This is a genomic window from Thioclava sp. F28-4, from assembly GCF_002020045.1.
In the GTDB taxonomy this organism is placed as follows: Bacteria; Pseudomonadota; Alphaproteobacteria; order Rhodobacterales; family Rhodobacteraceae; genus Thioclava; species Thioclava sediminum.
In genome coordinates, this window is record NZ_MPZQ01000001.1 from 783,700 (window position 1) to 796,214 (window position 12,515).

The 12,515-nt window shown below is 63.7% G+C and carries 13 protein-coding genes and 1 tRNA gene; 8 read left to right on the forward strand and 6 right to left on the reverse strand.

Annotation, left to right across the window (positions count from 1 at the left end; translation table 11 throughout):
* Window positions 1-29: 29 nt before the first annotated feature.
* Together BMI87_RS03575 and BMI87_RS03580 are read right to left on the reverse strand one after the other, a co-directional pair.
* Window positions 30-116: transfer RNA gene (locus tag BMI87_RS03575), tRNA-Leu, on the reverse strand.
* A 142-nt stretch (window positions 117-258) separates the two neighbouring features.
* Window positions 259-1,923, reverse strand: a complete 1,665-nt coding sequence (locus BMI87_RS03580) for a peptidoglycan-binding domain-containing protein (RefSeq protein ID WP_078519764.1) — start codon at window positions 1,921-1,923, stop codon at window positions 259-261.
* 201 nt (window positions 1,924-2,124) lie between these two features.
* Here BMI87_RS03580 and lipB point away from each other — a divergent pair, with 201 nt between their 5' ends.
* The 4 genes from lipB (at window position 2,125) to BMI87_RS03600 (ending at window position 5,931) form a co-directional block, all read left to right on the forward strand.
* Entirely contained in the window at window positions 2,125-2,799 is a 675-nt protein-coding gene (lipB, locus tag BMI87_RS03585) for a lipoyl(octanoyl) transferase LipB (protein WP_078519765.1), read from the forward strand.
* Between the two features lie 114 nt (window positions 2,800-2,913).
* A complete protein-coding gene (locus BMI87_RS03590; protein ID WP_078520032.1) occupies window positions 2,914-3,345 on the forward strand; it encodes a cytochrome c family protein in 432 nt (143 codons plus the stop codon).
* Between the two features lie 286 nt (window positions 3,346-3,631).
* Window positions 3,632-5,302, forward strand: coding sequence for a cytochrome c oxidase subunit I (gene ctaD, locus BMI87_RS03595; RefSeq protein ID WP_078519766.1), 1,671 nt, complete (start codon window positions 3,632-3,634; stop codon window positions 5,300-5,302).
* A gap of 92 nt (window positions 5,303-5,394) precedes the next feature.
* Window positions 5,395-5,931, forward strand: a complete 537-nt coding sequence (locus BMI87_RS03600; RefSeq protein ID WP_078519767.1) for a DUF2244 domain-containing protein — start codon at window positions 5,395-5,397, stop codon at window positions 5,929-5,931.
* A 12-nt stretch (window positions 5,932-5,943) separates the two neighbouring features.
* Here the strand turns inward: BMI87_RS03600 and BMI87_RS03605 are convergent, their stop codons facing one another.
* The 3 genes from BMI87_RS03605 to BMI87_RS03615 all read right to left on the reverse strand — a co-directional run bounded on the left by BMI87_RS03605 (window position 5,944) and on the right by BMI87_RS03615 (window position 7,155).
* Window positions 5,944-6,360: a hypothetical protein gene (locus BMI87_RS03605; protein WP_078519768.1), complete on the reverse strand. Its 417-nt coding sequence runs from the start codon at window positions 6,358-6,360 to the stop codon at window positions 5,944-5,946.
* Window positions 6,361-6,423: 63 nt separating this feature from the next.
* On the reverse strand, window positions 6,424-6,609 hold the full coding sequence (locus tag BMI87_RS03610; RefSeq protein ID WP_078519769.1) for a DUF3008 family protein: 186 nt from the start codon (window positions 6,607-6,609) through the stop codon (window positions 6,424-6,426).
* An 81-nt stretch (window positions 6,610-6,690) separates the two neighbouring features.
* Window positions 6,691-7,155, reverse strand: coding sequence for a GatB/YqeY domain-containing protein (locus BMI87_RS03615; RefSeq protein WP_078519770.1), 465 nt, complete (start codon window positions 7,153-7,155; stop codon window positions 6,691-6,693).
* 170 nt (window positions 7,156-7,325) lie between these two features.
* Between BMI87_RS03615 and carA the strand changes: the two genes are divergently transcribed.
* Together carA and BMI87_RS03625 are read left to right on the forward strand one after the other, a co-directional pair.
* Window positions 7,326-8,489 (forward strand): glutamine-hydrolyzing carbamoyl-phosphate synthase small subunit, encoded by a 1,164-nt coding sequence (carA, locus tag BMI87_RS03620; protein WP_078519771.1) that lies wholly within the window; start codon window positions 7,326-7,328, stop codon window positions 8,487-8,489.
* Window positions 8,490-8,703: 214 nt separating this feature from the next.
* Window positions 8,704-10,680, forward strand: a complete 1,977-nt coding sequence (locus tag BMI87_RS03625; RefSeq protein WP_246832638.1) for a glycosyltransferase family 2 protein — start codon at window positions 8,704-8,706, stop codon at window positions 10,678-10,680.
* Here the strand turns inward: BMI87_RS03625 and BMI87_RS03630 are convergent, their stop codons facing one another.
* Window positions 10,681-11,334 carry a GntR family transcriptional regulator gene (locus tag BMI87_RS03630; RefSeq protein ID WP_078519773.1) on the reverse strand — a complete coding sequence of 218 codons (654 nt, stop codon included), beginning with the start codon at window positions 11,332-11,334 and terminating at the stop codon, window positions 10,681-10,683.
* Window positions 11,335-11,430: 96 nt separating this feature from the next.
* Between BMI87_RS03630 and BMI87_RS03635 the strand changes: the two genes are divergently transcribed.
* Entirely contained in the window at window positions 11,431-12,132 is a 702-nt protein-coding gene (locus BMI87_RS03635) for a pyrimidine 5'-nucleotidase (protein WP_078519774.1), read from the forward strand.
* Window positions 12,133-12,246: 114 nt separating this feature from the next.
* A complete protein-coding gene (locus tag BMI87_RS03640) occupies window positions 12,247-12,474 on the forward strand; it encodes a hypothetical protein (protein WP_078519775.1) in 228 nt (75 codons plus the stop codon).
* The last annotated feature ends 41 nt before the right edge of the window (window positions 12,475-12,515 follow it).

Here is a 12,515-nt window from a genome sequence, read left to right on the forward strand (position 1 = left end):
GTCTGTCAGATTTCTCTCAGGGAGAGAAATGGTGCGGTCGAGAAGACTCGAACTTCCACGGGAGTTACCCCACAGCGACCTCAACGCTGCGCGTCTACCAATTCCGCCACGACCGCACTGTCTAGGCTTGGTGTGGCGCGTATTAGCCAAAGGCTTGGGGGATGAAAAGGGGGTATTTCGGGATTGGCGAGAATTTTTCGCATTCGCGCTCTTGCCGTTGCGACAGGCCGGGCGGTCCCGGCCTGTGCAGGGTGCAGTTTATTGCGGCGCTGCGGTTTCCACGAGCTCCGCTGCCTTCGCCGCAAAGCTCGGCAGCGCCATCGCAGGCTTCGGCGCGGTGGCGGCGTCGGCGCGACCGTTCATCATCAGAGCCGCCTTGCGGATCAGACCGCTGCGCTCAGGCTGCGCGGGCGCGAAGACCGGCTGCGCCGAAAGCGCGTTCTCATACCAGCCCATCGCGAGATCGGCGCGCTCAGCCGTACCGATTCCCTGCATCAGGTGATGGCCGACCAATTCGTCATAGGCGCCCTCGCCCAGACCACCCAGAACCAGCGCCGAGCCCAGCGCCACATCCATGTCGTCGGTGCGGTAGCCGACCGACAGGCAGACCTTCGCGGTGCCCGAGAGCTGCGCCGGGCTCATCCCCGAGCCGTCGATGAAGCTCTTCACCTTGGCAAGCGTCGCCTCGCGCGGGGTGGTGCCGACGGCAGCCACCTGCTCGGAGAGAAGCGCGCCGAAATCGCGGCACTGCGCGGCAATCTGCTCGGGCGTGAAGCCGCCGATATTGGCCTCCAGCTCCGCGCCTTCGTCCAGCGCATATCCGCGCGCGAGGCAGAACTGCTCGCCCAAGGCCTGCCCCGGATCGGTGAGCGAAGCCTCGGTCGCGAAGCCGCCATTGGACGAGGTGACGAGACTGGTCTTCGCGCAGAAAGACGCAAGCGACACCGGCACGGGTTCCGTAACCGGCGCGGGTGCAACAAAGGACGGCATCGCGGGCGCCGGCTGCGAGGCCATCTGCGTCGCGAAGGACGGCGCGGCTGGAGCAGGCGCAGGCGCGGGCGCGGCAGCCGTTACCGGCGCGTTGCTCTGGGCGCTCGCGCCGGTCTTCTGGCACGTACCCGCCTGACAGGTGAACATCGCAGGCGTCGCGTTATAGGCTTGGAAGTCGTTGCGCGAGAAGCCGCTCGGCGTCGAGGCGAAGACCCGCACCGCGCAGCTCTTGTCGTTGCACCAGAAGCCCGGCCCCAGAACCGACGTATCGAGCAGATAATCGGTGCGCCCGTCGTTGTTCAGATCGGCCAGCTGCACGAAACCAGACCGCGCCATCAGCTGCTGCGGCTCCACGTTGGAGCTGCGCGCGATCTCGAACACGGCCTCGGAAATCTGAGGCGGCAAGCCCCCGATCGAATTGCCAGCGTAGGTCGATTTCCCCGTGCCCAGCATCTGCTCGCGCGTCTGCAAGAGAAGCCCGCGCATCCCCTGCGGATGGGTCGAGATCGTCTGCGTGACCGCAGCGCCGCCCAGGCTCGCCTTCTGATACGACGTGGTCAGGATCGTTCGCTCCAGATCGGTCAGCTTGCCCGTGATCGGGAAATCCATGAAGGCCTGATATTGCGAGATGCCCGCGCGCGAGTTGCGCCCCAGCACCCCATCCGGCGTGCCGACATTCCATCCGAAGTGGTTGAGCGAGACCTGCACTTCGCGATTGGCCTCGCGCTGCGCCGACGACATGGTCGGCTTCTTGTAATAGGTTCGCTTCGTGACCGTGCGCGGCTGGCGGTTGGCCTCGTTCACGATCGCGCCGCCGATGATCCCTCCGATCACCCCGCCTACGATATCCGAGCCGCCCGCGAGCGCCGACCCTGCCGGTCCGCCCGTAGCGACAGCGAGCGCAAGACCCGCCAGAACGAACTTGTGTTTCATCCCTGAACCCTCCAATCAAATAACTTCCGGTCTTGCCTGTTGCCCCGCAAATTCGATGTTTCTGCACGACAGGACCGGTCGGAATGTGACCGGCGCGGGGGGTGCGCGACCTTACCAATAGGTCAAGTTTGCGCTCCGAATCGGTGATGTGGCAAGGAATATTGACGCCGGGTGAGGAATTCCGGCGGGTGAGGTTAAGAAATGGTCGAATGGCGCGTAAGTGACAGCCCGGTCCCCTATCATGAGGCGCTGGCCTTCATGGAGGACCGCGTGGCCAAGATCGCCTCGGGCGAGGCCGAGGAGATGATCTGGCTTCTCGAGCACCCGCCGCTCTACACGGCGGGAACCTCGGCCAAGCGCGAAGATCTCGTCGATCCCGACCGTTTTCCCGTCTTCGAGGCGGGGCGCGGCGGCCAATACACCTATCACGGTCCCGGCCAGCGCGTCGCCTATGTCATGCTCGACCTGAACAAGCGCGGACGCGACGTGCGCTGCTTCGTGCGCCAGCTCGAGGATTGGGTGATCGCTGCGCTCGACGAATTCAACGTGAAGGGCGAGATTCGCGACGGTCGCGTCGGCGTCTGGGTTCAGCGTCCCGACAAGCCGAAGGCGGCGGATGGCAGCCTGCGCGAGGACAAGATCGCCGCGATCGGGGTGAAGCTGCGCAAATGGGTCAGCTTCCACGGCATCTCGATCAACGTGGAGCCGGACCTGTCGCATTTCGAGGGAATCGTGCCATGCGGGATTCGCGATCACGGGGTGACCAGCCTCGTCGATCTCGGCCTGCCGGTCGAAATGGCGGATCTCGACCTGGCGCTACGTGCGACATTCTGTCGCATTTTTGTGAGTAAACTAAATGCGACCTTAGAAGTTTAGTGGACACATAGGTAATCATGCATGTTAGAACGCCCTTCAAGGCAGCGTGACTGCCCTGTGAAAGCCGGGTCGGGAGGGCCCGAGCTTCGTCTCAAAATGAACAAGGAAGACGCGATGAAACTCAGCCTTATTGCCATGATCACCGCCGTCACCGTTGCGAGCCCCGCGCTTGCGCAGGACGTCGAGAAAGGCAAAAACGAATTCAAGCGGTGCAAGGCCTGTCACTCGATCGTCGCCCCCGATGGCACTGCGATCTACAAAGGCGGCAAGGTCGGCCCGAACCTCTACAACGTGATCGGTCGCAAGGTCGCATCCGTGGATGGCTATAAATACAAGGACGGGATCAAGGAATACGCCGATACCGGCGCCGTCTGGACCGAAGAGCTGCTCGCCGAATACATCACCGATCCGTCGAAGTTCCTCGAGGAGCAGACCGGCGATCCCAAGGCGAAATCGGGGATGGCCTACAAACAGCGCAAGGACCAGGCAGACATCGCCGCTTACCTCGGTTCGGCAGAAGTGTCGCCCGACGCGCCCGCGTCCTGATTACGACATAAACGCATCACGCGTTCGCTGGCGGACCCTTTCGAGGGTCCGCTTTTTTTGTGCCAGCGTCGCGGATTCGCAACGCCCGCACGGCGCCACCCCGACGCTCGCACAGCCCGCAAAGGGCGTGAGATCACACATCACTCACGCCTGACAGCGCTGCGACATTTTTTCACGGATGCGTGTGCAGAATTCTTGCCCTGCCATCGAAATATTCATAACCTCCGTTCATTCAGGCCCAAAGGGACGGGAGACCCGGGTCTGACGGGAGAAATGGGAGATCACTATGGCGGACGCAGCCGTTCACGGCGAGGGCGCACATGACACGCGCGGGTTCTTTACCCGTTGGTTCATGTCGACCAATCACAAGGATATCGGGATCTTGTATCTCTTCACCGCAGGCGCGGTGGGGCTGATCTCGGTCCTGTTCACAGTTTACATGCGCCTCGAGCTGATGGAGCCGGGCGTGCAATACATGTGCGCCGAGGGCGCGCGCTTCATCGCTTCGGCCGAGGAATGCACCCCCGACGGGCACCTCTGGAACGTGATGATCACCTATCACGGCGTTCTGATGATGTTCTTCGTCGTCATTCCGGCGCTGTTCGGGGGCTTCGGCAACTACTTCATGCCGCTCCAGATAGGCGCGCCGGACATGGCCTTCCCGCGGATGAACAACCTCAGCTACTGGCTCTATGTCGCGGGCACCTCGCTCGGGATCGCTTCGCTGCTCGCCCCCGGTGGTGGTGGCGGCGCAGGCTCGGGCGTGGGCTGGGTGCTCTACCCGCCGTTGTCCGTGAACGAGGGCGGCTATTCGATGGATCTCGCGATCTTCGCCGTGCACGTCTCGGGCGCCAGCTCGATCCTCGGCGCGATCAACATGATCACGACCTTCCTCAACATGCGGACGCCGGGCATGACGCTGCACAAGGTGCCGCTGTTTGCCTGGTCGATCTTCGTGACCTCCTGGCTGATCCTGCTGTCGCTGCCGGTTCTGGCGGGTGCGATCACGATGCTGCTGATGGACCGTAACTTCGGCACCACCTTCTTCGATCCGTCGGGTGGCGGCGATCCGATCCTCTACCAGCACATCCTGTGGTTCTTCGGTCACCCCGAGGTCTACATCATCATCCTGCCGGGCTTCGGCATCATCAGCCACGTCATCGCGACCTTCTCCAAGAAGCCGGTCTTCGGCTACCTGCCGATGGTCTATGCGATGGTGGCGATCGGCGTGCTGGGCTTCGTCGTCTGGGCGCACCACATGTACACGGTGGGCCTGTCGCTGACCCAGCAGAGCTACTTCATGGTGGCGACGATGGTGATCGCGGTGCCAACGGGCGTGAAGGTGTTCAGCTGGATCGCGACGATGTGGGGCGGCTCGATCGAGTTCAAGACGCCGATGCTCTGGGCGATCGGTTTCCTGTTCCTGTTCACCATCGGCGGCGTGACCGGCGTGGTGCTGTCGCAGGCCCCGCTCGACCGGGTCTATCACGACACCTATTACGTCGTGGCACACTTCCACTATGTGATGTCGCTTGGGGCGGTCTTCGCCATCTTCGCGGGCGTCTACTTCTGGATCGGCAAGATGTCGGGCCGTCAGTATCCCGAATGGGCCGGTAAGCTGCACTTCTGGATGATGTTCATCGGGTCGAACATGATCTTCTTCCCGCAGCACTTCCTGGGCCGTCAGGGCATGCCGCGCCGTTACATCGACTATCCGGAGGCCTTCGCCACCTGGAACTACATCAGCTCGATCGGTGCGTTCATCTCGTTCGCCAGCTTCGTGTTCTTCATCGGCATCGTGTTCTACACCCTCTTCAAGGGTAAGCGCGTCACCGAGAACAACTACTGGAACGAGTATGCCGACACGCTGGAGTGGACTCTTCCCTCCCCGCCGCCGGAGCACACTTTCGAGGAGCTCCCGAAGCGCGAGGATTGGGATCACGCCCACGCGCACTAGTGATCTAGATCTCCTGATAACGAGAACGGCCCCGGAGCGATCCGGGGCCGTTTGCAAAAGGGCGAGGCGTTGCAGGAAGGACCGGGCGGATCATGCCCTATCGCTGGACAGATACCGAAGGCCAAACCATGGAGGCGCCCCGCTCCGAGGCTGCGCCCCTGCCCGATCAGCTGCACCTGTGGCCCTACCGCTCCCTGCCGCGCAAAGGCTTTGTCTTCTTCATCGGGGCCACGGTGGTCATGGTCAGCCTGCCGCTGCTGTCGCTGCTGGGCCATGTGGAGCTGTGGGGGCTGCTGCCCTTCATCGCGCTCGCAATCGCAGGCGTGTGGTGGGCAATCTCGCATAGCTATCGCACAGGGGAGGTGCTCGAGGTTCTGACCTTCAACGGGCCGGACCTGCATCTGATCCGCCACGAACCGGGCAAACCCTCGCGCGACTGGGCAGCCAATCCGCATTGGGTGCAGGCCGATCTGCATGGGAAGGGCGGGCCGGTCGAAGCCTATCTGACGCTGCGCGGCGGCCCGCGCGAGGTGGAGATCGGCGCATTCCTCACCCCGGAAGAGCGCCGCCAGCTGCACCGCGAACTGGTGATCCGCCTTGCTGCCGCACGTGCGCCTGTCGCGCCCTGACCACCGTGAAATTCACTTCGAGATACCGACCCCCGGCGCGGCCACGGGCAGGCACACATACTGACCTTCGATCCTCAACGCGGCTTCACGCGCCCAGGCATCGGTGTCTCGGTTGACCTCTTGCGCGGCGGAACTCGCCCCAGTTCCGGCTTCCAGAGCGGAGACCAGCGTCTCGGCGAACCTGTCGCCATAGCTCTGTATTTCGGCCTCATAGGCGGCATGGGCCTTGAGCGCGCGGGCCTTGGTGGCCCTCGGCGTGTTGCCCGGCGCGCAGAGATAGCTCACCTCGCCTCCCAAGGCAGCGGAATTGAAATGATAGAGGGTGCGGTCGGGATAGCTTCGCTTCAGATCCTGCAAGCCCGGCTGCGGGACACATCCCGCCAGCCCGACAGCCGTCCCAATCACCGCCACCCCCGGAAGACGCCCCATCAAACCCTCCAAACACATCATCCGTTTCGCACTATCGAACGCTGCCTTGGCTGGCCGCGGCGTTCAGTCGTCCTTGCTGTCAGGCAGGTCTTCGCGCTTGGTACTCGCCATCTCGTCGAGCTCGCTCTCGGACATGGTGTCATACATCTCCTTCGACGCACCCTGAAGATCGCCGACCTTCGCCTCGCCGCGCTTCGCGGCCAAGGCGGCACCCGCGGCTTTCTGCTGTGCTTTCGATTGCGCCTTCATCGCAGGCCTCCTTGAAACATCTGCAAAAGAAAACGCCCCACAAGGGGGCGCTGTTCCCAGTCTCGAGAAACCCAAGTCAGATCAGGAGGCGAGGCGATCTTTCACCATCGGGCCAGCCTTCGAGAAATCCATCTGTCCGGTATATTGGCCCTTCAGCTCGCCCATCACGCGCCCCATGTCGCGAATCGACTCCGCGCCGAGTTTCGAGATGGCGGCTTCGATGGCGGCATTGACCTCATCTTCGCTCAGCTGACGCGGCAGGAAGTCCTCGATCACGCGGATCTCGGCCTGCTCCTTCTCGGCCAGCTCCAGCCGACCGCCCTCTTCATAGGCGCGTGCGCTTTCCTGACGCTGCTTCACCATCTTTCCCATGATCGCAAGCACTTCGGCGTCGCCGACAGTGCCCTCGCCCTCGCCTTCGGCGCGCATCGCGATCTCGCGGTCCTTGATGGCGGCGTTGACCAGCCGCAGCGTCGAGAGCCGCTCCTGATCCTTTTCCTTCATCGCCGCTTTCAACGCGGCGGCGATCTTATCGCGCATTTGCATCACATCGTGTCCCTACTTCAGTGAAGGCGTCAGAATAGCGGCATTGCGAAACACGCACAACATCCGCAAGTCATTGATAAATAAGCAATTCGCAATTATCTCATGGCCTCTTGACCCCCGCGTTCAGCGCGTCTAGGTTCCGGCGAATTTTGACATCGGGGAGTCGCGCCATGCCTGCAAGCCAGTCCGCATCGGAAAAGCCCACTGCGTTGATCGCGCTTGCTGATGGATCGCTGTTTTACGGGAAGGGTTTCGGCCGCCCGGGCGAGACAGTGGCCGAACTGGTCTTCAACACCTCGATGACCGGCTATCAGGAAATCATGACCGATCCCTCCTATGCGGGGCAGGTCGTGACCTTCACCTTCCCCCATATCGGCAACACCGGCGTGAACCCGGAAGATGACGAGACGAACGACCCCGTCGCCGCTGGCATGGTGGTGAAATGGGACCCGACCGAGCCGTCGAACTGGCGCGCGGCCGAGACGCTGGTCGAGTGGCTCGAAAAGCGCGGCCGGATCGGCATCGGCGGCATCGACACCCGCCGCCTCACCCGCGCGATCCGCCAGCAGGGTGCGCCGCATGTCGCGCTCGCCTACAACCCCGATGGCGTCTTCGACATCGAGGCGCTGGTGCGCAAGGCGCGTGAATGGTCCGGGCTCGAAGGGCTCGACCTCGCGAAGGACGTGACCTGCTCGCAAAGCTACCGCTGGGACGAGATGCGTTGGGCCTGGCCCGAGGGCTACAAGAAGGCCGAAGGCAACGATCTGAAAGTGGTCGCCATCGACTACGGCGCGAAGCGCAACATCCTGCGCTGCCTCGCTTCGGCTGGCTGCGACGTGACGGTGCTGCCCGCGACTGCGACCACCGAAGACGTGCTCGCGCTCGAGCCCGATGGGGTCTTCCTGTCGAATGGTCCGGGCGATCCGGCGGCCACCGGGGAATATGCCGTGCCGATGATCAAGGGCATTCTGGAAACCGAGCTGCCGGTCTTCGGCATCTGCCTCGGCCACCAGATGCTGGCGCTCGCGCTCGGCGCGAAGACGATCAAGATGAACCACGGCCACCACGGGGCGAACCACCCGGTGAAAGACCTGACCACCGGCAAGGTCGAGATCACCTCGATGAACCACGGCTTCGCGGTCGACAGCCAGACCCTGCCCAAGGGTGTCTCCGAGACCCACGTGTCGCTCTTCGACGGCTCGAACTGCGGGATCGCCATATCCGATCGCCCGGTCTTCTCGGTGCAGTATCACCCCGAGGCGAGCCCGGGCCCGCAGGACAGCTATTACCTGTTCGAGCGCTTCGCGACCGCGATGCGCGCGCGCAAGGCGTAAGCTGCACTCCGACCAATCGCTCGCCGTGATGCCTAACCGGCTCCGGCGGGCGTTAACACCATGTTAACCAAGCGTTCGCATTCTGCCCTGCGGGACAGATGCGAGGATTGGCATGGGCGGCGCGCGGCGACAGCTTCTCGAAATACCGGCGGCGATAGCAGAACCAGCGGAACGCGCGCAGCGCGCTTCACCGGCGAATTTGTCTGGCGCGCTGGTGCGATCCAAGCGTGATCCGCTGGGCAAGCCCGACCGCAAACCCAGCCGTGCCGACCGACCGCCCTTGGGGCAAATTCTGCTGGACCGAGGTGCGATCGACCCGGGCGATCTGCTCAAGGCCGCAGCATTGAGGCAACGCGAGGATGTGCGGCTGGGCGACATTCTCCTTGCGAATGGCTGGGTGCGTGAGGCCGATCTGCTAGCGGCCTTGGCCGAGCAATGGCACGCTTCGGTCGTAGATCTTCAGGCCTCCCCCCCCGATCCACGCCTGATCGACGCTGTCGGGGCGGAACTGTGCCTGAGACATGCGATGGTGCCATGGCGGCGCGTGGGCGGTATCACCCTGATCGCGACCGCTCGGCCCGAAGATTTCGAAGCGCTGCGCGACGCCCTGCCCGCGCGCCACGCGCCCTATCGGTTGGTGCTCGCCCCGGAACCCTGCATCCATGACAGCTTGTTGGCCCGCCGCCAAACCGCCCTGATCCGCCGCGCCGAGATCAAGGTCGACCCGACCGAGAGTTGCCGTGACCATAACGAACAGCGTGCAAGCCGGATTGCGGCGGGGTTTCTCGTGGTAACGGGTCTCGGCCTGTGGCTCGCACCTTCTCTCCTGATCGGCATCCTCTTCGCATGGGTGATGCTCACGCTCGTAGGCTCCATAGCGCTCAAACTGGCCGCTTTCGCGAGCGAACTCACCGCCCGCCGCCGTCCCGCCCCTGACCCGTGCGACCGTAGCGCGCCAAGGGGCCGACTCCCGATCATCTCGATGATGGTCCCGCTTTTTCGCGAAACGGACATCGCCGCACGACTGGTCGAACGGCTCGGCAAGCTGCGCTATCCGCGCGAATTGCTCGACGTGATCCTCGTCGTCGAGCAGACCGACGCAATGACTCTGGCAGCCCTTTCCGGCGCCGATCTGCCGCGCTGGATGCGGGTGGTCACGGTGCCGGACGGGCCGATCAAGACCAAGCCGCGCGCGCTCAACTACGCGCTGAACTTCTGCCGCGGATCGGTGATCGGGATCTGGGATGCAGAGGACGCGCCCGAACCGGACCAGCTGCAGATCGCCGCCCAACGCTTTCTCGAGGCTCCGCCCGAGACCGCCTGTCTGCAAGGCATCCTCGACTATTACAATCCGCGCACCAACTGGCTCGCACGCTGCTTCACCGTGGAATATGCGACTTGGTTCCGGATGTTCCTGCCGGGGCTCGCGCGGCTCGGTTTCGTCGTGCCTTTGGGCGGCACGACCCTGTTCTTCCGTCGCGACGCGCTGGAGAAACTGGGCGGCTGGGACGCGCATAACGTGACCGAAGATGCCGATCTCGGCGTGCGTCTGGCGCGGCATGGCTACCGCACCGAACTGATCCCGGCCGCCACTTATGAGGAGGCGAACTGCCGCGCCCTGCCTTGGGTCAAACAACGCTCGCGCTGGCTCAAGGGCTATGCGATGACCTGGGCGGTCCATATGCGCGATCCCGTGCAGCTCTGGCGCGATCTCGGAACGAAACGCTTCATCGGGGTGCAGATCCTGATCCTCGGATCGCTCTCGCAATATGTTCTGGCCCCGGTGCTGTGGAGTTTCTGGCTAGCGCTGTTCGGGGTCTGGCATCCGATTGCGAGTGCCCTGCCCGACCCGGCCTTCGCGCTTGTCATGGCCACCTTCCTCCTGTCGGAGCTGATCGCGATCACGACCTCGGCCTGGGCCTGCCGCGGTGCGGAACATCGCCATTTGATCAAATGGGTGCCGACGCTGCATTTCTACTATCCGCTGGGCGCGCTAGCGAGCTGGAAGGCGCTGTATGAGTTGGTCGCGCGACCCTTCTACTGGGACAAGACGAGCCACGGCATTTTCGATGCCCATAGCAGCACAGCGCCGGACAGCGCGCAGCACAGGCTTCTTGATGAGATCGCAGCCACACAGGCCAAGGCGGACCCGGAACCGCAGCGTCTGGCGCGTGCGCCGCTTATCGGCTGATCAGAGCGCCTCAGCCCAATGGCCCGCCGTCCCGTGATGCGCTGCGTCGAGCGTGAGGCGCGTCTCGAAAGCACGCGAGATATGGGCGCGCAGCGCCGAGGCCGCCGCATCGCCATTGCCCTCGCGGATCGCATCGACAATCGCCTGATGCTCATCGAGCGCGGCCTCGCCCCTGCCCTTCACCGCAAGCGAGGTCGTCGCGAGAAGCGCCATCGAGCGGTGCACGAGGTCGAGCTGCTGGACGAGGTAACGATTATGCGAGGCGAGGTGAATTTGGTGGTGGAACCGGCGATTGGCCCGGCTCAGCGCCTCGGGATCGTCCAGTTGCCCGCGATCCTCGTCGATCATGTTCTGCAGCACGCGGACCTCTTCGGGGGCCGCATGTTTCGCCGCCAGCTGCGCGGCCAAAGCCTCCAGCTCGGCGCGCACGATATAGAGCTCCGCCAGCTGGTTGTGATCGAGCGAGGCCACGATCAGCGACCGCCCGTCGCGGGCCAGCATTTGCTGGGTTTCGAGCCGCTGCAGCGCCTCGCGCACCGGGGTGCGTGACACTCCGAACCGCTCCGCCAATTCGGATTCGACCAGACGGTCCCCGGGGCGGTAAACGCCTTCGTCGATGGCGTCGAGTATGAGAGTGTAGGCGTCTTTTTGCATGCAACCTGCTTTCGCGTTCTGCCAGAGATTAGGCGCGGGCCGCCCCCGGTGACAAGCAGATTGCACCTGCGCGCCCCGCGACCTAGCTTGCAGCCCATGACAGACAGCTCCGCGCCTGCCCCCGCCTCCGCCACCCCTGCCGACCGCGATCTCGCCGCCGAGTTCGCGCATGTCGACGCCTGGGTGTTCGATCTCGACAACACGCTCTACCCGCCAGAGGCGCGGCTCTTCGACCAGATCGAAGTGAAGATGACCGATTTCGTGATGCGCTCGCTGGGCGTCGATCGCGCGCGGGCCGACCATCTGCGCAACCACTACTGGCAGCTTTACGGCACCACGCTGGCGGGTCTGATGCACGAGCACGACGTGGACCCGGCCCCCTATCTGCACGAGGTGCACGAGATCTCGCTCGACCATCTGATGGTGGATGAGGCGCTGCGCGAAGGTATCGAAGCCCTGCCGGGCCGCAAGATCGTCTACACGAACGGCTCGGCCCCCTATGCGACGCGGGTGATCGCGGCGCGCGGGCTGACCGGGCTGTTCGACGGGATCTATGGCGTCGAGCACGCCGAGTTTCATCCCAAGCCGCGCGCCGAAGCTTTCGACCGTGTTTTCGCGCAGGCCGGGATCGCGCCCGAGCGCGGCGCGATGTTCGAGGATGACGCCCGCAACCTGCGCCATCCCCATGCAATCGGGATGAAGACCGTGCATGTCGCCCCCGCTCCCGCGCCGGAGGATCACATCCACTATCACACGGCCGATCTCGCCGGGTTCCTGCGCAAAATCACGCGCGCATGAAGGGAAAGTGACGGCGCTGCGACAATATGGCACGGCTTCGCATCTTTATCGAAACGAGATGCATCTTTAAATCACGGTGGCCTGTCAGGGAGACAGCAAACGGGAGATTCGATTATGACCATGACGACCGCCGATTCCGGCGTTTCGGCCTATGTGGCCGATCATTCCGAAACCGAGCACAAGCAGATTTCGCCGGCTTTCATGTTCACCCTCGCGCTTGTCGTCGTGGCTCTGGCCGCGGGCATGGTCGCGATCATGGGCCTTGGCGGCCTGATCCTCTGGGCCGTGGGCGCCACCTGGATCATGCTCGCCCTCATCGTGGTGATGACTGCAGGCGGCTGACGTCGCATTAGAAGAATTCTCGCCCTCGGCGAACACGGCCC